The sequence below is a fragment of the Nesterenkonia ebinurensis genome (genome assembly GCF_008711175.1).
Classification (GTDB): Bacteria; Actinomycetota; Actinomycetes; order Actinomycetales; family Micrococcaceae; genus Nesterenkonia; species Nesterenkonia ebinurensis.
Genome location: NZ_VWNF01000021.1, coordinates 183,980 through 203,908, shown reverse-complemented (window position 1 = coordinate 203,908; position 19,929 = coordinate 183,980). Strand labels below are relative to the sequence as shown.

General features: G+C 63.7%; 18 protein-coding genes. 3 read left to right on the top strand and 15 right to left on the bottom strand.

Features of this window, described 5'->3' with window-relative positions:
* Positions 1-6 precede the first annotated feature (6 nt).
* From F0311_RS08510 to F0311_RS08495, 4 genes are all read right to left on the bottom strand, one after another.
* The gene (locus tag F0311_RS08510) at positions 7-102 is read right to left on the bottom strand and encodes a 30S ribosomal protein bS22 (RefSeq protein WP_022873036.1); all 96 of its coding nucleotides are present in this window, start codon (positions 100-102) and stop codon (positions 7-9) included.
* Between the two features lie 161 nt (positions 103-263).
* Complete coding sequence (locus tag F0311_RS08505) at positions 264-1,469, bottom strand: acetoin utilization protein AcuC (RefSeq protein ID WP_396897429.1); 1,206 nt, start codon at positions 1,467-1,469, stop codon at positions 264-266.
* 25 nt (positions 1,470-1,494) lie between these two features.
* A complete protein-coding gene (manA, locus tag F0311_RS08500; RefSeq protein ID WP_150461501.1) occupies positions 1,495-2,667 on the bottom strand; it encodes a mannose-6-phosphate isomerase, class I in 1,173 nt (390 codons plus the stop codon).
* Positions 2,664-3,620, bottom strand: a complete 957-nt coding sequence (locus F0311_RS08495; RefSeq protein ID WP_223881224.1) for an N-acetylglucosamine kinase — start codon at positions 3,618-3,620, stop codon at positions 2,664-2,666. Before F0311_RS08495 ends, manA begins: the two co-directional genes overlap by 4 nt.
* Positions 3,621-3,764: 144 nt before the next feature.
* Between F0311_RS08495 and F0311_RS08490 the strand changes: the two genes are divergently transcribed.
* Positions 3,765-4,523: a FadR/GntR family transcriptional regulator gene (locus F0311_RS08490; RefSeq protein ID WP_150461499.1), complete on the top strand. Its 759-nt coding sequence runs from the start codon at positions 3,765-3,767 to the stop codon at positions 4,521-4,523.
* Here F0311_RS08490 and F0311_RS08485 read toward each other — a convergent pair.
* The 11 genes from F0311_RS08485 to ectA all read right to left on the bottom strand — a co-directional run bounded on the left by F0311_RS08485 (position 4,467) and on the right by ectA (position 18,184).
* Complete coding sequence (locus tag F0311_RS08485; RefSeq protein WP_150461498.1) at positions 4,467-7,571, bottom strand: alpha-mannosidase; 3,105 nt, start codon at positions 7,569-7,571, stop codon at positions 4,467-4,469. The two genes, F0311_RS08490 and F0311_RS08485, sit on opposite strands and share 57 nt — an antisense overlap.
* 68 nt (positions 7,572-7,639) lie before the next feature.
* Complete coding sequence (locus F0311_RS08480) at positions 7,640-9,190, bottom strand: ABC transporter substrate-binding protein (RefSeq protein ID WP_191089827.1); 1,551 nt, start codon at positions 9,188-9,190, stop codon at positions 7,640-7,642.
* A 43-nt stretch (positions 9,191-9,233) separates the two neighbouring features.
* Positions 9,234-10,190 carry an ABC transporter ATP-binding protein gene (locus F0311_RS08475; RefSeq protein ID WP_150461495.1) on the bottom strand — a complete coding sequence of 319 codons (957 nt, stop codon included), beginning with the start codon at positions 10,188-10,190 and terminating at the stop codon, positions 9,234-9,236.
* Positions 10,187-11,164 (bottom strand): ABC transporter ATP-binding protein, encoded by a 978-nt coding sequence (locus F0311_RS08470; protein ID WP_150461494.1) that lies wholly within the window; start codon positions 11,162-11,164, stop codon positions 10,187-10,189. The genes F0311_RS08475 and F0311_RS08470 overlap by 4 nt, the downstream gene beginning before the upstream one ends.
* Positions 11,161-12,090, bottom strand: coding sequence for an ABC transporter permease (locus tag F0311_RS08465; RefSeq protein ID WP_223881223.1), 930 nt, complete (start codon positions 12,088-12,090; stop codon positions 11,161-11,163). The genes F0311_RS08470 and F0311_RS08465 overlap by 4 nt, the downstream gene beginning before the upstream one ends.
* Positions 12,083-13,000, bottom strand: a complete 918-nt coding sequence (locus tag F0311_RS08460; RefSeq protein WP_223881222.1) for an ABC transporter permease — start codon at positions 12,998-13,000, stop codon at positions 12,083-12,085. The genes F0311_RS08465 and F0311_RS08460 overlap by 8 nt, the downstream gene beginning before the upstream one ends.
* 378 nt (positions 13,001-13,378) lie before the next feature.
* A complete protein-coding gene (locus F0311_RS08455) occupies positions 13,379-14,047 on the bottom strand; it encodes a potassium channel family protein (protein WP_150461492.1) in 669 nt (222 codons plus the stop codon).
* Positions 14,040-15,452 (bottom strand): TrkH family potassium uptake protein, encoded by a 1,413-nt coding sequence (locus F0311_RS08450; RefSeq protein WP_223881221.1) that lies wholly within the window; start codon positions 15,450-15,452, stop codon positions 14,040-14,042. The genes F0311_RS08455 and F0311_RS08450 overlap by 8 nt, the downstream gene beginning before the upstream one ends.
* A 313-nt stretch (positions 15,453-15,765) precedes the next feature.
* A complete protein-coding gene (locus tag F0311_RS08445) occupies positions 15,766-16,158 on the bottom strand; it encodes an ectoine synthase (protein WP_150461660.1) in 393 nt (130 codons plus the stop codon).
* A gap of 175 nt (positions 16,159-16,333) precedes the next feature.
* Entirely contained in the window at positions 16,334-17,620 is a 1,287-nt protein-coding gene (gene ectB / locus F0311_RS08440; RefSeq protein WP_150461491.1) for a diaminobutyrate--2-oxoglutarate transaminase, read from the bottom strand.
* A 63-nt stretch (positions 17,621-17,683) separates the two neighbouring features.
* Positions 17,684-18,184 carry a diaminobutyrate acetyltransferase gene (gene ectA / locus F0311_RS08435; protein ID WP_150461490.1) on the bottom strand — a complete coding sequence of 167 codons (501 nt, stop codon included), beginning with the start codon at positions 18,182-18,184 and terminating at the stop codon, positions 17,684-17,686.
* Between the two features lie 197 nt (positions 18,185-18,381).
* Here ectA and F0311_RS08430 point away from each other — a divergent pair, with 197 nt between their 5' ends.
* Together F0311_RS08430 and F0311_RS08425 are read left to right on the top strand one after the other, a co-directional pair.
* Positions 18,382-18,609 (top strand): CsbD family protein, encoded by a 228-nt coding sequence (locus F0311_RS08430; RefSeq protein WP_150461489.1) that lies wholly within the window; start codon positions 18,382-18,384, stop codon positions 18,607-18,609.
* Positions 18,610-18,817: 208 nt separating this feature from the next.
* Entirely contained in the window at positions 18,818-19,786 is a 969-nt protein-coding gene (locus F0311_RS08425; protein WP_150461488.1) for a hypothetical protein, read from the top strand.
* The last annotated feature ends 143 nt before the right edge of the window (positions 19,787-19,929 follow it).

Sequence of the window (19,929 nt, the reverse complement as noted above, 5' to 3'; positions counted from 1 at the left end):
CTGTGTTTACTTATTGCGCCGCTGGTGGCGGGTCTTCCGCAGACGTTTGCGGTGCTTCTTCTTCGCCATGCGCTTGCGGCGCTTCTTGATCACAGAACCCATAGGGTCACAGTCCTTGTCTATAGGGGATAGGCCAAAAAGGTCTTGGAAGAGTCTACCGACTCTATTGTGGAAGGGCTAACCAATGGGTGAGCTGCCAGCGAAGCGTGACGATGACTTTAAGGAGTGAAGGCCGCGGAGGCGCGCCCGGCCCCGGGACCAGCTCAGTCAAACCAGGGGTCCAGGCCATGCAGGGGAAAGATCTCTTTGCGGGTCTGGATGACTGCGCGGTCCACCGCGTCCTCGGGGTCGTAGCCCAGCTCCCAGGACCTCCACCAAAGCTCGGCGTCGTCGTGCATGTGCTCGGGGGCTTCCACCTGATAGGTCTTTCTCACGTAGTCCCGCCAGCTGACCGGGGTGGTGGTGTTCAGTGGCACGGGGGAACCTGAGACGATGGCAGTCAGATGCGCCCAGGCACGCGGGACCACCTGATGGATGCTGTAGCCCCCGCCGCCGGTGGCAATCCACCGGTTTCCAGTGAACTCCTCGGCCAAGTGCCCGATGTCCAGGGCCAGCTGACGCTGCCCGTCAATGCTCAGCCGCAGGTCACTCAACGGGTCATCGGCATGGGAGTCGCAGCCGTGCTGGGAGAGGACCACCTCCGGCTCGAAGGCCCGCACCAGCTGCGGGATGATCGCGTGGAAGGCTCGCAGGAACCCCGCATCCCCGGTGCCCGGAGGCAGCGCAATGTTCACGGAGGTGCCATCCGCCTGGCCTTCTCCGATCTCATTGGGGAACCCGGTGCCCGGATACAGGGTGGTGCCGGACTGATGGATGGAGATTGTCATCACCCGAGGGTCGGCGTAGAAGATCTCCTGGGTGCCGTCACCGTGGTGGGCATCGACGTCGATGTAGACCACCCGGCGCGTACCGGTGTCCAGTAGGTGCTGGATGGCCAGAGCGGTGTCGTTGTACACGCAGAACCCGCCAGCTTTGGCGCGACTGGCATGATGCATCCCGCCGGCGAAGTTCACCCCGCGGACTGCGGTTCCGGCAGCCAGGGCCTCAGCCAGGCGCAGTGTTCCGCCGGCGATCCGGGCCGCTCCGGTATGGATCCCCTCGAAGACCGGGGTGTCCTCAGAGCCCAGCCCGTGCTTCGGAGAGGCAGCGCCGGTATCCGAGGCGGCGTGCACGGCAGCGATGTACTCCTCGGTGTGCACAGTGGCCAGGGCGTCGTCGTCGGCAATCTTCGGGGAGACCTGAGTGAGGTTCGGTGAGTCGAAGACCGCCAGGTCCCGGGTCAGGCGTTCGGTGAGCTCCAGCCGTATCGGGTCCATCGGGTGGGTGGCGGTGAACCTGTACTCCAGCAGCGCGGGGTCCCAGACCACAGCGGTCGGCGGCGCGGGAGGAGTACGGGTCACAGCAGACAAGCCTACCGGGTTGGGCTGTAGGCGATCAGGTGCTGACTGCTCTCCGTCCAGTGGCGAGGAAGGCCCGCCCAGTACCGCGGAGAGAGAGCAGCCCCGGGGTGGCCTGAAGCAGGAACTGGCCGCGGGCGGCGTCCTGCACAGTACCTGTATCTTCAGCAGTCACCGTGAAGCTGCCGCTGAGCACCGCGATCACACTGGGCGTCTCAGTGCGGAACTCGGCCTCCCCGGTAATCTCCAGCAGCTCGAAAGGAGCCCCGCGGTTCTCCGGGCCCTCTGCCGTCCGATAGCTGCGCAGACCAACCTGCCGGGCGGCGGGCCGTAGGCGGGCAGGAGGACCGAAACTGATATCAAGGACGTGCAGCAGCTCGGGGACATCAATGTGTTTTCCGGTCAGCCCGCCGCGCAGCACATTGTCACTGGGTCCCATCAGCTCAATGCCGGTGCCGTGCAGATAGGCGTGGATGTTCCCGGCGGGCAGCCACAGCGCCTCTCCGGCAGAGAGCAGCTCATGGTTGAGCATCACTGCCACAGCCGCCCCCGGGTCGCCGGGATACTCGGCCAGCAGGCGAGAGACCAGGCCCAGCTTCTCGGGGTGACGCTCGGCTGCGGCCTGAAGCTGACCGATCAGCTGCGGAATCTCCGGAGCATCTCCGAGCAGCCAACGCACAGTGCGCGCGATCCCCTGCTCGGTGAGCATATAGGCCCAGGTTCTCAGCAGAGCTCCAGCCGGGCCAGAGCCCCGAGCCCCCTCCTGCAGCAGGTCCGTGGTATGTGCGGGATCGCGGAATCCGCACAGGGCTTCGAACCTGTCACTCAGCGCCACGATCATCTCAGGTTTAGGCCGGGGGTCGCGGTAGTTCCGGTGCGGGGCATCAACCGGAATCCCCGCCCGCTCCTCACGGTCAAAACCCAGTGCTGCCTGCTCCGCTGAGGGGTGGGCCTGCAGGGAGAGGGGAGCGGCGGCGTCGAGAATCTTCAGCAGAAACGGCAGCTGCTGGCCGGTCTCTGTCTCCCACTGATGCAGGTCAGACCATGCCGCACCTGGTTCAAGTACCCGGCTGGGGGCTTTGGGGTGGCTACCCAGCCACAGCTCAGCCTCCGGCCCGCCGCTGGGCTCGCGACCCAGCAGCGCAGAGATGCCGCCCGCAGCACCCCAGGGATAGGACAAGGGGGTGTTGTCGATTCTGATCAGTGTCATGCCTGCCTCTCAGCTGCTGAGATCAAAAGCCTCAAGGGGTGGTCTGCTTCAACGGTGAACAGTGCGGAGGACCCGTCCACGCCATGGCCGCTCTGCTGCAACGGCTGCACCCGGGGTACGGCTGCCCGGACCAGCCGCCAGAATTCACTGCTGATGGCCACCGAGCCGAAGACCCCGCCGATGGTCGCCACCTGCGGGCTGGCCGGTGGTTGGTCCTGCCTCACCCGGCGCAGTGCAGTGATCACCGAATGGGCCAGCTCTGCTGCGGCATACTGGCAGATTTCTGCCGCTACCTGGTCCTCAGCCGCCAGCTCCCCCACCACCCGGGCGAAGGAGGCCACCAAGCTGACCGCTTCGGAATCGTTCTGCAGCTGGATATAGGCACCCGGCAGGTCCGGCCAGCGCCGCCGCACCTCATTGGTGAGCGCAGTAGCCGGGCCTCGTCCGTCATAGGCGCGCATCACGGCCTGAAGCGCCTCACGCCCTATAGAGAATCCGCTTCCGGCATCCCCCATGAAACTTCCCCAGCCGTCCACCCGGGCTACCTGCTGCTCGCCCACCGCCAGGGTCACCACACCTGTGCCAGAGGCGATGACTGCCCCCTGGCACAGGCCCACCGCACCCAGGTAGCTGGTGACCGAATCATGAGTAAGTCTGATCCGGTGGAGGCTGGGCTGCCCGATCATCTCCAGCAGCCGCTGCGCATCGGTCTCTGCCCGAGTCAGCCCGGAAGTCCCGAAAGTCATCCCCTGCAGCGGGGCCTGTGCCTCAGCAGCAGTCTGCTGGGCAAACGCAGCAAGCTGGGGCAATAACGCCCGACTGGTGAGCACCTGCGGCAGGAACAGAGGCAGCGGCTGCCGGCCAGGCTGATACAGCATTCCTTTGGTGCTGCTCTGCCCAGCGTCCACAGCCGCCCACACAGCTGTGGTGCGGGGGGAAGGGTGCATATTCATGGCTGTCTCCATCATCTCATTGCGCACAACTGAAGTCGGGCTGGTCAGCACAGCTTGGACTCCTCTCGGCAGTATTATGAACAGGTAGCAGGGAACCTCACTTCACCCAGGGCCCGCTCAGATGACTCGAAGAAGGGACGCATAGTGTCGGCAGTAGAGCGGGCATTCCACGGAATCCGACACATGATCAGCTCCCAGGAACTCACCGCCGAGCAGCGGCTGCCCTCCGAGTCTGAACTCTGCGAACGCCTGGGGGTCTCCCGGGGGTCCCTGCGAGAAGCCGTCCGGATGCTCGCCGCTCTCGGGGTGGTGGAATCTCGCCACGGCTCCGGGGTCTACGTCTCTTCGCTCAAACCTGAGGAGTTCATGCGCTCCCTGGCCCTGACCGTAGAATTGCTGCCGCTCTCCGGGGTGCTGGAGCTCTACGAGGTGCGTAGGGTCCTGGAGTCCTATGCCGCCGGCCAGGCCGCCGCCAAGGCCACCCCCCTGGTGCATGCCCAGCTGCGCGACATGCTGATCAGGCTCGACGACGCCTCCAGCCCTAATGAGGCCAGTGTCCTGGACGCCGAGTTCCACCAGCTGGTGGCCGAGGCTGGGGGCAATGCCACCATCACCGCGTTGCTGGCCGTGATGAAGAACCGGTCCCGGGCCTACCAGATCTACGGCAGCCAGGGCACCGATGCCATCCGGCGGATGAGTGAGGATGGCCACCGCCAGATCGCTGAGGCCATCATTGCTGGGGATCCGGCTATGGCTTCTGCGGCTATGGCCAGCCATGTGGCCCAGACTGAGATCTGGCTGCGGCACTACGCCCCGGCACCGGACCGCAAGCCCTTGGACCAGCAGTTACCCCTCGACTCCGGGCCGGCGCAGCCGCAGAGTGGCGAGTTGGAAGGGTCGTAGCGACACAGCCACCCCCTTGGCCGGCTGCCAAGCCCGGTCGGCCAGTGCATAGGGAAGATCCTCCGGGAAGGCCCCGTCGGCCTCAGCGGTGCGCTCCAGTAGGTCCGTCTCAGCCACCTCAGCAGCCTCCAGTCCGGGACCCAGCTGCAGCACTGCCTCAGCCCGGCCGCCGGCGACCTCCACGATCCGCACGATGAGATCGCCGGAGCAGTCCTCGGCAGCCTTGACCCAGTCCACTGCGGCCGCACCTGCTACCAGCTGAAGACTGACCAGCGGATCCACCACCAGGCCGGAGACCTCCGGCTCAGTCTCCGGGGCGTTGAGCCGGTATGCGGCGTCGACCGTTGTGGGAACTCCGCCCGGCAGTACCGACCAGCGAATCCGGTGATGGCCGATATCCGCCCCAGGATCAGGGAACTGGGCGGCTCGCAGCAGCGAAAGCCGCACCAGTGTGCCTCCGGAGTCCAGCTGAGTGACATCGCAGCCGTAGCTGGAGTCATTGGTGATACCCACTCCGAAATCGCCCTCGCCCAGATGCATCCATCGGTGCTGATTGACCTCGAACTGCACCTCTTGCCAGCTAGTGTTATCGCTGATATCGCGTTTCACATAGCCGTACTGGGTCTCGAACTTCGCCGAAGAGGTGTGCAGATCCAGCGGCAGAGCTACTTTGAGCAGATGCTCCGAATGCCGCCAGTCCGCCTCCAGCTCCATATCCAGCTCCGCCGCGCCCGGCTGCAGCCGGTAGGTCATGGTGAAGGAGGAGGGGCCCTCCTGCCGGCTCACGGTCACTGCCGCTGCCCCGTCCTGAGAACAGACCTCCACCAAGCTAACACCCTCCACCAGGTGGCCTAGCCGCAGGGTGTGCCGCTCCACATCCCAGGCGTCCCACCGGATCGGCTCATCCCGGAACAGCCAGAGTGCTCCCATCGGCTCACCATCGGGCACCAGCTCCCGGCCAGTTTCGGCATCAACGATTGAGGTGACATGCCCGTGCGAGCCGACGACGACGCGGAGCCGGCTATTTGCCAACACCAGACACCCCGTTTCGGTGCGCTTCACGGTGACGTCGGCGGCGTCGTGCGCCGTGTCCTGCCAGGAGCCGGCAGAGTCAGGAGTCAAGGCAGGCCAGTCCTCTGAGTGGGGAGCACCGAGGGCCTCCAACGCGGTAATGGCCAGGGAGTGCAGACGGTCCTGCAGCTGCCCGTAAGACTGGCGGGCCTCCCGGTGCACCCAGGCGATGGATGAGCCGGGAAGCACATCATGGAACTGGTGGAGCAGCACCTGCTGCCAGATCTCAGCCAGCTCCTGGTGCGGATACTGCGCCCCGGCCCGGACTGCGGCCGCAGCGGCCAGATGCTCCACCAGGCGAAGAGAAGCCTCGGCCCGTCTGTTGCCCTGCTTCATGGCCAGTTGGGAAGTCAGGGTGCCGCGGTGCAGCTCCAGGTAGAGCTCACCCCGCCACACCGGGATTTTGCCCGCGGACCGGTACTCGGCCTCCGCATCGGCGAAGAACCGGGCCGGAGCCACCTGCCGCAGCCGGGGTGCTCCCTCCAGGTCGGCGAACCGGCGAGCCCGGGCCAGCATCTCCCGGGTGGGCCCGCCACCGCCATCGCCGTAGCCGAAGGGAAGCAGTGAATGGGAGGAGTGGGTCTTGTCCCGGAAGTTCCATTGGGCCCGATGCAGCTCATCGGCCTCCACAGTGGCCTCATAGGTGTTGGCCGGAGGGAAGTGGGTGAAGATACGAGAGCCGTCCACCCCCTCCCAGTCAAAGCTGTGGTGCGGGAACTCATTGGTGTCCCCCCAGGCAATCTTCTGGGTGAGGAACCACTGGAATCCGGCACGCCGCACGATCTGCGGAAGCCCTCCGGCGTAGCCGAATGAGTCGGGCAGCCAGGCGCCTTCGCATTCGACGCCGAAGGTCTTCATGAAGTAGCGCTGTCCCTTCAGAGCCTGCCGGACCATGGACTCCCCGGCCGGCATCACGCAGTCGGTCTCCACCCACATGCCCCCCAGTGGTATGAAGCGGCCCTGCTGGACCCGCTCGCTGAGTCGGGCGAAGAGGTCAGGGTGGTCCTGCTGAAGCCAGGCGTACTGCTGGGCGGAGGACATGCCGTAGCGGAACTGGTCATCCTGGTCCATCAGGGAGAGCACATTTCCCACGGTGCGGGCCACCTTGCGGCGGGTCTCACGCACCGGCCACAGCCAGGCCGAATCGATATGGGCATGCCCGATAGCTGAAATGATATGTGCACTGGCATGAGCAGGGAGGCTCAGTACACCGGCCAGCCGCTTTCGGGCTTCTGCGGCAGAGTCAGGATCGGACTCCACGAAGGCATCCAAGGCGTGCTCCACAGCCTCCAGCAACCGCCAATAGCGCGGTTCGGAGTCTGGCAGCTGGCGGGCCAGCCCGTCGGCAGTCTCCAGATCGCGCAGCAGCTCCCAGATTTCGGTGTGGAACTCGGCGACCTCTGCAGTTCGGAACCGATAAGGTTCGAAGCTCGCCGCTGTGTGCTTCTCGCCCAGGTCATTGGGGGCGAAGACGCGCGGTTTGTAGACCAGCGGGTTGGCGGCGGCCTCCACATAGAGCTCAAAGCTGTCATCCTGGTTGAGCAGTCCGGATGGGGTGCGCTCACCCTTCAGCCGCACCCAGGACTGGTTGGGGTGGATGCCCTTGACCACGGTTCCGTCCGGCCGGTAGACCAGCGCTTCTCCGTGGAAGCCGTCCATCCCTTCATACCAGCCTGGATCCAGCACCAGCTCAGCGGTGCGCGCATCATCCGGCACGCTGCCGGTGATGCGGAACCAGGTGGTGGACCAGGCCGGGCCCCAGGGCTGCCCCAGGGTGAAAGGCTCGTAGGCCGGGGTTGAACGGCCGGGTAGGGGACGGATGCCGAGAGCATGGGCTGCTGGGACGGGCTCCCCGTCGCCGTCGACCTCCCACCGCTGTATGGTCACCGGTGCCAGCGTGGAGTACAGGGCCGGCAGCAGCCGCTGACGGCATACGCGGTCCACCCGGGCGTGGGTGAGCTGGGGGTAGCTGTGCATGGAATCTCCTGGGGGCAGATGTGGAGCCGGGCTCAACGAACCCGGCTCCACATCTGTTGGGTCAGCGGTCAGTCGTTGGGAAGGATGTCGTCAAAGTAGAGGTTGTCATCCAGCCGGGGAGTGAAGTCCACGCCGTCGGAGACCCCGAAGGCACCGGGCTGTACGTACAGCGGGATGTGTGGGCGGTCCTCTGCAACAATCTCCTGGGCCTCAGCGTAGAGCTGAGCACGTTCCTCCTCGTCCAGGGTGCGGCCAGCCTGGTTCAGCAGGTCGATGACTTCCTCGCTGAAGTAATCGGTCATCCCCTCTGCGGTCTCTGGGGTGTAGTGCACCATCGGGGAGGAGGCGTCCAGCATGCCATCGGCCAGGCCGATCAGGAATAGCTCCTCGTTGTTGCGCTCACTGTACATATCGCTGTACGAGCCACCCTCGCGGATGTCCAGGTTCACCTCAAAGCCGACCTCCTCCAGGTAGGAGGCGATCATCTCGGCCACCTCGCCGTCGAAGGGATAGTTGCCGCGGGAGGCGGTCAGGGTCACTTCAGGGGTCTCATCGGCTGCTGCCACGAGTTCAGCAGCACGCTCCGGGTCGTAGAGGAAGTCATCGTAGAGTTCCTCATTGGCGCCGAAGCTTCCCACTGGGACACGGGAGCGCACCGGGGTGGCATTGCCCTCGAACAGGGTCTCGGTGATAGTGCCCTGGTCGATGGCCAGGTCGATGGCTTCGCGGATCTCTGGGTCGGCGGTGATGTAGCCGTCGGTCATGCGCACAATCAGCAGCATCACTCGGGTGGTGTCGCCGAACACCATATGGGAGCCGTCCTCATCATCGATCCGATCCCAGTCGTTGGGCGGAACATCGGCGGCTATGTCCACTCCGCCGGTGAGCAGCTCAGAGACCCGGGTGGAGTTCTCCGGGATGGCTCGCAGCTCCACCTCGTCCCACTGAGGCTCTCCGCCCCAGTAGTCCTCGTTGGCGGTAAGGACCACCCGGTCATCCTGCCGCCATTCGACGAACTCATAGGGGCCGGAGCCGATGGGACTGGCGATGAACCCCTCTATCCCGTTTTCTTCGATGTACTCGGAGGGCATGATGTCAGCCCCGCCCTTGGAGAGCACGTTGATCAGAGTGGGCATCGGTCCGTCAGTAGTGAGTTCGATCTCGTAGTCGCCAATGGCTTCCACGCTGGTAATCTGATTGAACTCCACGTACTCGAGAAGAGTGTCGTCAGTGATCACCCGGTTGATGCTGAACTCCACATCAGCAGCGGTCAGCGGGTCCCCGTTGTGGAAGACCGCCTCATCGGTGATGGTGAAGCGCCAGGTTTGCTCATCCACCTGCTCGTAGTCGATGACCAGATCCTCCACCAGCTCCATCTCCGCGTCACGGCGGAAGAGCCGGCTGTAGATATTGCGGTTGACCCGCTCAGCGGAGGTGGAACGGGCATCCTGGGGATCCATGGTGGTCGGATCGGCGCTCTGGGCGAAGACCAGGGTGCGGCTTTCCTCCTCTCCGCCGTTCTCGGATCCGTTGTCAGAGGTGGTGCCGGGCACCCCTCCGCAGGCGGACAGGCTGAGGGCGAGCAGGCCGGCTCCTAATGTGGCTGACCGATTTCTCATGATGTTTCCTTTCTTGGTGGAGTGATTCATGCGGTGCGGAGGATCAGCGGCGGTGGCAGGCTGCCATCCGGGACTCTGACCGCGGGGTCAGTGCCGGTACGGCCTCAGCGCAGATATCGGTGACCAGGGGGCAGCGGGTTCGGAAAACACACCCTGAAGGCGGGTTGAGCGGGCTAGGGATCTCGCCGGTGAGCTCCACCGTGCCGCCCGCGTGGAAGGGGATCGCCTCACTGGAACTGATCAGCGCCTGGGTGTAGGGGTGGACCGGATCAGCCAGCACCTGATGGGCCGGACCCTGCTCCACAATTCGGCCCAGGTACATCACGGCGATCTCATCGCTCATGAATCCCACGCTCTCCAGGCCGTGGCCGATGAACAGGTAGGTCAGCCCCAGCTCGTCCTGGAGATCCTTCAGTAGGTTCAGGATTTGGGACTGCACGGAGACATCCAGGGCGGAGACCGGCTCATCGCAGACCAGCAGCCGGGGTCGGCGGGCCAGGGCGCGGGCGATCACAATGCGTTGGCGCTGACCGCCGGAGAACTCGTGCGGGTACTTCTGGCGGGCGCTGCGCGGCAGGCCCACCTGGTCCAGGAGTTCGTTCACGCGCTGTTCCCGCTCCGGCATGAGAACCTTTGGCGCAACTTTCAGCGGTTCGGCCAGCAGCTGCGCCACCGGCATCCTCGGGTTCAGTGAGGAATAGGGGTCCTGGAAGACGATCTGGGCGCCGCTCTCACCGCGCAGGGCTACCTTGCCCTTCTGATCGTGGACCGGCTGCCCGTCAATGAGCACCTGCCCAGAGGTGGGTGCCAGCATGCCGGTGACCATATTGGCCAGAGTCGATTTGCCCGATCCGGACTCACCCACCAGGCCGAGGGTACGTCCCTTGGGAATTCTGAGACTGATGCCTTCCACCGCCACCAGATCCTTCTTCCTGCCTAGGAAGGAGCTGCGGATGCCGAAAGTCTTGCGGACATCTTGGATCTGCAGGAGTTCAGTCATACGGCGGCCTCCTGCTGACGTGCTACGAGCCGGTCGATATGCCAGCACATCGAGGCGCGGTCATCCTCTTCCACCTTCGGCGGGCGCTGCTCGCACTGTTCGGTGGCCAGCGGGCACCGGGAGCGGAACCGACACCCTTGGTCCCACTGGTCAGGGGTGGGCACAATGCCGGGGATGGACTCCAGTCGGTCCCGGGTGTCACCCATATGGGGTGCTGAGTCCAGCAGCGCCTGGGTGTAGGGATGGCGTGGGGTGGCGAGGACCTCTTTCACCGGGCCCGACTCCACCACCTGTCCGGCGTACATCACGTGCACAGTGTCGGCCAGTTTTCGCACCACCGAGAGGTCGTGGGAGACGATCAGCACTGCGGTGTCCAGATCATAGGAGAGGTCGTACATGAGCTTGAGCACCTGGGATTGGATGGTCACATCCAGTGCTGTGGTGGGCTCATCGGCCAGCAGCAGCTTGGGACGACCCACCAGGGCCATGGCGATCATCACCCGCTGCCGCATTCCCCCGGAAAGCTCATGGGGGCGTTGCCGCAAGATACGCGGGGGATCGGCGAAGCCCACGCGGTCCAACATCTCCAGGATCTCCCGTCGGCCTGCTTTAGCCCGCCCGGCAGCCTCCTTCAGCTGCGCCCCAATGGTCAACAAGGGGTTCAGGGAAGTTAGCGGCTCCTGGTAGATCATCGCGATCTCAGGGCCACGCAGCCGGCGCAGCTTTTCGGCCCCTAGGGCGGTGAGCTCGCTGCCCTGGTAGCGGATGCTGCCGTCAGTGACCTGCAGGCTCTCTGGCAGCAGGCCCATGGCGGAGAAACAAGTCACCGACTTTCCGGAGCCTGATTCGCCCACCAGGGCGACCCGCTCCCCACGTTCAATGCTCAGGCTTGCCCCATCGACAACTGGAAGCTTCGCGCTGCTCCGGGTGGCTGAGACTTGGAGGTTCTGAATCTTCAGCAGCGGCTCGCTCATCGTCCCACCGCCAATCTGGGGTCGAGGGCATCGCGGAGCCAGTCACCCAGCAGCAGGATGCCCAGCACAGTGAAGGTGATCGCCAGTCCCGGCAGGGTGCTGATCCACCAGGCGGTAGCCAGGTAGTCGCGCCCTGTGGTCAGCATCAGGCCCCAGGAGATGTCCGGCGGCTGAACCCCTAATCCCAGGAAGCTGAGCCCGGACTCGGTGACGATCACGGTGGCCACGCTGAGCGTGGAGAGCACAATGAAGCTCGGCATCACATTCGGGGTCAGGTGTCGCAGCAGGATAGTGGGTCCGCTGACCCCGAAGTTCTGCGCGGCCCGGATGAACTGTCGTTCCCGCAGCTCCAACACCTCAGCACGGATCTGACGGGCATAGATGACCCAGTTGGTGATGCCCAGGACAAAAATCAGGGTCCACATGCCCGGGTCCAGCACACCCAGGATCACCAGGATCAGCAGGATGGAGGGAATCGCGAGCAGCGCATCGACGAAGCGCATCAGCAACGCGTCGATCCACTTGCTATAGTAGCCGGCCGCCAGTCCCACAGTCAGGCCGATGGAGCCGGCCAGGACCACGGAGAGCACTCCAATCAGCAAAGAGATCCGGGCTCCCTCAATCAGCCGGGAGAGCAGATCGCGGCCCAGGTTGTCGGTGCCCAGCAGGTGGCCGGGCTGGTAGCCCTCCATGCCAATCGGAGGCAGTAGGGCCCGGGTGGGGTCGATCTCGGTGGGAGAGTGCGGCATCAGCAGCGGGGCGAAGATGGCCACCACGGCGGGGACTCCCACCAGGACCAAGCCGATCCAGCCGCTGAGCGGAACACGTCGGAGTTTGGAGCGCCAGCTGCGCTGGCTGAAGCTTTTGGCCGGTGCCGGCTCCACAGAGCCGGTGCCGGAAGCGCTCATTGTGGTGGACTCAGCCAAGACTGATCCTCCTGTCCACGGCCTTGAACAGTAAGTCGGAGATCAGGCTCAGCGCCAGCACCATTACGGCGATGACGAACACTGCGGCCTGCACTACGGCCATGTCCCGCATGCTCACCGCGTTGACCAGCAGCTGGCCCAGCCCCGGCCAGGAGAAGACCACCTCAGTGATCAACGCCCCACCCAGCAGTGTGGAGAACTGCAGGATGGTGATGCTGGTGACTGGAACAAACGCGTTGAGCAGCGCATGCTTATAGACGACGACTCGCTGCCGCAGCCCTTTGCCGCGGGCGGTACGGATGTAGTCCTGGGAGAGGATCTCCACCATGGATGAGCGCACCAGCCGGGTGATCTCCGCGGCGGTGCCAGTGCCCAAGGCCACCACAGGCAGCACCAGGTGGGCCCAAGAACCGCTGCCGGAGACGGGCAGCCACTGCAGCACCACGGCAAAGAGCAGAATCAGCATGATGCCCAGCCAGAAGTTCGGCATCGCCTTGGCCAGTACTGAGAGGGAGGAGACAGCACTATCGACGACGCCGCCCCGCCGGGTGGCCGCCCACACCCCGAGCGGGATGGCGATTACCAGCGCCAGCAGAATTGCGCCGATAGCCAGGGTCAGAGTGGCCGGTATCCGGTCCAGGACCAGCGGGAGTGCGGCCTGGTTGTAGCGGTAGGAGTCGCCGAAGTCCCCGGTCAGCACGGAGCCTAAGTAGTTGAAGTACTGTACCAGCAGGGGATCATTGAGGCCCATGGCTTCGCGCATGGTGGCTACCTGCTCTGGGGTGGCGTGCTCGCCGAGCATCAGCGAGACCGGGTCCCCCACGATGTAGACCAGCAAAAAGACGATGGTGATGATCAGCAGCAGGGTGGGAATCATCTGGGCCAGACGGCCGGCAATGTAGGTCCCCAATTAAGCTCCTGCTTCAGTCAGCTGCCTTTTCGACACAGTGATCTTCGTTGATGCGAGTACCGGAGTATCTTCACGCAGTTATATTTCAGAAATAAGGCTATTATGTTGCGAACATGTTACGAGAACGATGAGTTGTCTGATCACTTCTCTTCTGAAGTGCAAAAATTTCCCGATTTTATGGGAAATTAGTTCAGTGCGAAGTGCTGTTCATCTGATGACTAGGCGATTCGTCTCACATTGTCTGATTAGACTGCTGTGAGGGCCTGAGCGGACTGCCATTAGGCGTGGTCGGCGAACCTGTTCGCCCGCGGCCCCAGCCGACGGTAGTCGGCCGGGGACCCTGAACCGCGGACTCTCTTAGCTGCGTGGATAATCTCTCTAGGCATGGTCGGCGAACCATTCGAGTTGGCTCACGTCTCCTGAGACCACGATGGTGTCCCCGGGGTTGACCACGGTGTCCGGCTGGGCGTAGACGAAGTCCTTGCCCGGAGACTTCACCCCCACCACATTGACCTGATGGCGTTTGCGCGGTTGGGACTGGTCGATGGACTTGCCCTGCAGAGCCTTGGGCGGGCGCATCTTCACGATGGCGAAGTCGTCGTCGAACTTGATGAAGTCCATCATCTGCCCGCTCACCAGGTGGGCCGCACGCACCCCGGCGTCGTGCTCAGGGTAGATCACGTGGTGGCAGCCGATACGGGTGAGGATCTTGCCGTGAGTGGGGTTGATGGCCTTGGCCCAGACCTGCTCCACTCCCAGGTCCACCAGGTTGGCGGCGATCAGCACACTGGACTCGATGGAGGTGCCCACCCCCACCACTGCGGAGTCGAACTCATCGGCCCCCAGCTGGCGCAGTGCCTCGATGTCAGTGGCATCGGCCTCCACAGTGTGGGTGAAAGCGTCGGCGTACTTCTGCACCAGGGTGCGGTGCCGGTCCACTGCCAGCACCTCCTTGTCCTGGTCCATCAACTGCTGGGCCAGAGCAATGCCGAACCGGCCCAGCCCGATCACCAGTACCGGCTTATTGGTCTTCTGGTTCTTAGCCAATGATCGGCCTTCCTTCTGGGTAGCGGTAGCGGGTGCGGCTGTGCCTGATGGTCAGGGCGGCTGCGAAAGTCATAATGCCCACCCGGCCGGCGAACATCAACCCGGAGAGCACATAGAGCCCTGCCGGGGGGAGTTCTTCGGTGAGCCCGGAGGTCAGGCCCGCGGTGGCGAAGGCTGAGATCGACTCGAACAGCGGGCGCTCCAGGTCCTCACCGGTGAGGATGATCAGGGTCAGGGTGGAGATCAGGATGAAGGTGGCCGCCATGGCCACCACCGAGATTGCCACCCGCACGGCCTGGGCCGGGATAGTGCGCCCGTGGGCGGAGGACTCCTCGTGGCCGCGGGCCTCGGCGATGAACGCCAGCAGGATCACCGCGAAGGTGGTGACCTTGATACCCCCAGCTGTGGAGGCGGAACCGCCGCCCACAAACATCAGGGCATTGGTGACCAACATAGTCTCGGAGTGCTCCATGATGTTGTCCACCACCGAGAATCCTCCGGAGCGCATCATCACTGAGGCGAACAGTGAGTTCTGCAGCTTCTCCCAGGTGTCCATGGGCCCGAGGGTATCGGCATGATTCCACTCCAGCAGGGCGTAGGCGATGGCTCCGAGCACCATGAACGCCACAGTGAACTCCATGGTGATCTTGGTGTGCAGGCTCCAGCGTTTTAAGACCAGGCGGTAGCGCCACAGCAGCAGAAGCACCGGAAAGCCCAGGGACCCCAGGAACACGCCGATCATGATGGTCCACAGCACAAGGGGATCATTCTCCACCCCGGCCAGCCCGTCCGGGTGGATCACGAAGCCCGCATTGTTGAAGGCGCTGATCGAGTAGAACAGCCCATGCCAGGCCCCGGCGGCAGGGGAGTCCTCCAGCATCATCATCCGGGGGATCAGCACGGCAGCCAGAGCAGCCTGTACGACGACGCTGCAGATCACCACAGTCTTGATCAGCGAACCTACTTCGCCCAACGGCCCGGAGGCCATCCCCTCCTGGGCCACCAGCCGGGTGCGCAGCCCCAGATGGTGGGTCACCGAGATCGCCACCAGGGAGGCCAGGGTAAGGATCCCGAGACCGCCCACCTGAATGGCGGCAAGAATCACGATCTGCCCGCCCAGCGACCAGTGCTCAGCAGTGTTGACCGGGGTCAGGCCGGTTACCGAGACTGCGGAGGTGGCGACGAATACGGCGTCGTGCACCTGGGCTGAGCGGCCCGAGGCGGAGGCCCAGGGCATCATCAGCAGCACCGAGACCACGCTGATGAACCCGGCGAAGATGATCAGCGCCAGCCGCGGCGGAGAGGACTGAGCAGTAGCGCTGACGGCGCGCTTCACAGAGCCCCAGAGCGTGGTGCGCTGGTAAGCAGGAGGTGAGGCTGCGGCGTCGTCCCCTTGTTGCGGCACGCGGCTATGCTACCGGTGCCGACGGCGCTCGGCGCTCTTTAGGCGTGAAAGCCGCGGCAACGTGGTTGGGAACCGTGACGTCAGGGCCCAGCGCAATTGCCAGAGCAACGGTGCGGGCCACGTCAGGGTGAGCGTGAACAAAGGTCTCGACATTGGGGCCTGTGCAAACGCCTCAGCGGTTGTGCGGGCCACGTCAGGGAGGTGCGCCGCCGGGACACTCGGTCCTCGACGATCACAGGACAGACGCCCGCTCAGGCCTCGCCCACACAGCGTGGCTGCGGGCCCTGGTCCCTCGCTTACACGACGGCGTCTCTTACTCGTCCTCGATGATCACAGGGTAGACGCCGTTTTCGTCGTGAACCTCACGGCCGGTGACGGGGGGGTTGAACACGCAGATCATCCGACACTCCTCCTCGATCTCCAGGCGGTGCTTCTCGTGGCCGTCGAGCAGATAGAGGAACCCGTCGGTGATCTGGTGCTTCTCGCCGGTCTCCAGGTTGGTCAGGGTGCCCTTGCCGCCCACGCAGTACACGGCCTCCACATGGTTGGCGTACCAGAATTCGGAGGTCTGCCCGGCGTAGAGGGTGGTCTCATGCAGGGAGAAGCCCACCTTCTCCTTGGCCAGGATCATCCGGCGGGAGCGCCAATGGCCGTCTTTGACGTCGCGCTCAGTGCCGTTGAGGTCATCAATGTGCAGGGTGTACATGAGGCTCGCTTTCATGAGTTCAGAGGTTCTGCGCAACATCCGCATTGTTGACAATCCTACGTGTTGAGCACTGCTCAATCTGCTGAGTGCATGATTTGTGCAGCAGTTCCGACTCAAATCAGCCCAAAGTAGTGCACAAATCACGCACTCGGCGCGGGAGGGTTTTGGGCTGGGACTAGTGCGGAGGGCGGAGGCGGCTGGGCTCGCCGAGCTGTCCGGTGGCCGCCAACACGGCCTCCTCCAGGATGGCCAGGCCCTTCTGCAGGTCCTCATCCGGAATGTTCAGCGGCGGCATGAGCTTGATGACCTCGTCCTGTGGGCCGGAGGTCTCCACCAGCAGGTTGCGCTTATACGCCTCGGCGGCCACCTTGCCGGCGGTGTCCGGCTCAGGGAAGGCGATCCCGGCCAGGAAGCCGCGGCCCTTGACGTAGGAGCCCTTCACGTGACCGGTGATCTTCTCCATACCGACGTGTAAGGCCTCGATCTTGCCGGCCAGCTCCTTCTGGAAGCTGTCATCGGACCAGAACAGCTCTAGAGCCCGGGCTGCAGTGACGAAGCCGAGGTTGTTGCCGCGGAAGGTGCCGTTGTGCTCACCGGGCTCCCAGACGTCCAGCTCGGGCTTGAACAGGGTCAGTGCCATAGCCAGCCCGTAGCCGGAGATGGACTTGGACACGCAGACGATGTCTGGAGTGATCCCAGCAGGTTCGAAGCTGAAGAAGGTGCCGGTGCGGCCGCAGCCTGCCTGGACGTCGTCGACGATCAGCAGGATCTTGTGCCGGCGCAACAGATTGTGCAGCTCTTTGAGCCATTCCATGCGCGCGGCGTTGAGTCCACCCTCGCCCTGCACGGTCTCCACGATTACCGCAGCCGGCTTGTCCACACCGGAGCCGGAGTCCTCCAGGACCTTCTCCAGCCAGATGAAGTCAGGCAGGTCGCCATCGAAGTAGTCGTCGTAGGGGATTTTGGAGGAGTTGGTCAGCGGAATGCCCGCACCCTTGCGCTTCATGGAGTTGCCGGTGACGCTGAGCGCACCCAAGGTCATGCCGTGGAACGCGTTGGTAAAGGACAGGATGTGCTGGCGGCCGGTGACCTTACGGGCCAGCTTCAGTGCGGCCTCCACAGTGTTGGTGCCGGTGGGTCCGGGGAACATCACCTTGTAGTCCAGGTTGCGCGGTTCCAGGATGACCCGTTCAAAGGTCTCCAGGAACCGCCGCTTTGCCGGGGTCTTCATGTCCATGGAGTGGGTGACCCCGGAGTTGGACACATATTCGACCACCAAGTCGCGCAGTTCGGGGTGGTTGTGCCCGTAGTTCAGCGCACCTGCCCCGGAGAAGAAGTCCAGGTACCGGGAGCCGTCCTCGGTGTACTGGTAGGGGCCTTCGGCGCGCTCAAACACGGCCGGCCAGTTCATGCAGTAGCTGCGTACCTGGGACTCGCGGATCTCAAAAATGTCAGTAGCCATGGGGTTTCTTATCCTCGGATTGCTTGGGTGAACAGGATGGGGGTGGGCAGATGGGTATGGGTATCAGCGGTTCAGCGGCTCCACCACGTAGAGGTCCTCGGCGGCGTGCGCCTCACCAGACTCCTCAGCAGTGGGGAACAGGTCCTCGGTAAACAAGGGACGGCGTACGATCTCGGTGCCGTGTTCCCGCGCCAGAGCAGTGAACAGGGCGATCGAGGCCTCATTGTCCGCGGTGATGGTGGTCTCCAGCCGGGCCGCGCCGGTGCGTTCCACCAGCTCGAAGAGCATCTTCTTAGCCAGCCCGCGGCCGCGGAAGTTCGCATCCACCGCCACCTGCCAGATGAACAGCGTCTGCGGATCGCCGGGCTTCAGGTAGCCGGAGATGAACCCGGCAGGCTCAGCCTCCACCTCAGCGATTACGCTGGTAGCGGCGAAGTCCCGGGCCCAGAGCAGATAGGCATAAGGGGTGTTGGTGTCCAGCACCCCGGTGCCCTTGGCAATCCGCCAGAGGTCAGCACCGTCGGCCACTGTGGGCGCGCGCAGAATGATCAATTCATCAGTCATCTGTCCCTACGTTAGCAAGAAGCGACGCAGCGAACCTTGAGAGTCGCCTTGCGACCCGAGATTTAAAGGCAGGCAGAACTGTGAAGCTGAGTGATTGCCAATGGTTCTCTGAGAGTTTTCTGAAGCGCTGGTGACATGCGGCGATGTCGTCGGTAATGTCAGAGACGGAAGGTTCCCCAACCGGAAAGGAGTTACCCATGGGACTCGGAGAGAAGTTTGACGCAGCCAAGGACAAGGTCTCCGGCTCCACCAAGGAGACCGCAGGCAAGGCCACCGGCGACTCTCAGCTGGAGGGTGAGGGCAAGGCCGATAAGCTCCAGGGCCAGCTCAAAGATGCCAAGGAGTCGGTCAAGGACGCCGCCTCCGACGCCAAGGAGCAGGCCAAGGGGTTCACCGAGAACCTCAAGAAGGACAACGGGCAGTAATCTCTGCCCAGCACGGACTGATGCCGGGTGCATTCCAACTGGAGCACCCGGCATCAGTGCGTTGAGCGGGGGAAGTGAAAGGAACGGAATGAGTACGGCCGGTGGAGCCGAGAGAGCACCGGAACTGGTTTCGAGTGTTCCTAGGCGACTGAGAGGCGCTAGAGAAGCGACGACGAGGCCCCATGGGGTTCGTACAGCCAGTGGTGCAGTGATTGCCGCAGCAGGGTTGGTGACGCTGAGTGCCTGTGGGGGAGGGTCTGGGGCAGACTATTCGTTTGCAGAGCAGCTCGATCGGATCCCGGCTGAGCACATTGAGCAGATGGACTATTTGTTAGTGGCTGGCACCAACTATGACCGGCTGGAGGAGATCACCGGGGAACCCAAACCGGAGCCGCCTGATCTGCCCGTCGATGAGGATCCTGAGGCTGAGGAGCAGTGGAGGGACTGGTTTGCCCGGACTCACGCTGGGCCCAGCCCATATGATGTGCACCAGGGGCCCTCGATCATCAGTATGAACCCCCAGATCAATAATGTGATGAGCGATGAGCTCGGGGCAGATACCCGGCATCTGAGCCACTATGTGGAGGCCACCGCGGGACAATGGATGTTCCTAGTGGGGCAGCTCCCGGAGTCGGCGGAGGTTTACGAAACCGAGGACGAGGTGCTCGATTCCTCACTCAGCGAGCATCTTCGGGTGGCTACTCAGGATCAGGCTCTGGTCGCAGCACTCCTTGAGGATGAGCAGAACCTGCTGGAGCCAGCAGGTGAGACCTTGGCCGATGATGAAGATCTACTGGCTGCCGCTGAGGCCATCGACGCTGAACCGTGGTATTCCGCACAGATCATCACAGCGCTGCCCAACCAACGGGAGCGGCCAGATTTCGAACCGCTGGAGGAGTATCTTTGGCTGGGCTTCGCGGTGGACGAGGTCGAAGGTGAGCACACCACCCGGGTGGTGTTCGTGCATGAGGAGTCAGAAACTGCTGAGATCAATGCTGAGCGGTTTGAGGCTGCCCTGGAGGCCTCAGACCGGGAGCACATCGAGTTTATGGAGGCAGAGACAGACGGGCGGGTGCTCACGGTGCATCTTCGTAACGATCCGGAAGCCGGGCCCTCACTGTTTCAGATGGCGGCCTGGTACTTTGAGCCGATGTTCGGCTATAACTCCGAAGATTAGTCAGTTGGGCTGAAACTGAGTATCCACCAGAATTGGTGGGGGGGGGGGTGATCCTATTCAGCGTTACAGCCTTAAGTTCTTGATACCACGCCGGGGCGAGTAGCCGCGGCTCGGACATAACCTGGGACGGTGAGCTAATGTCA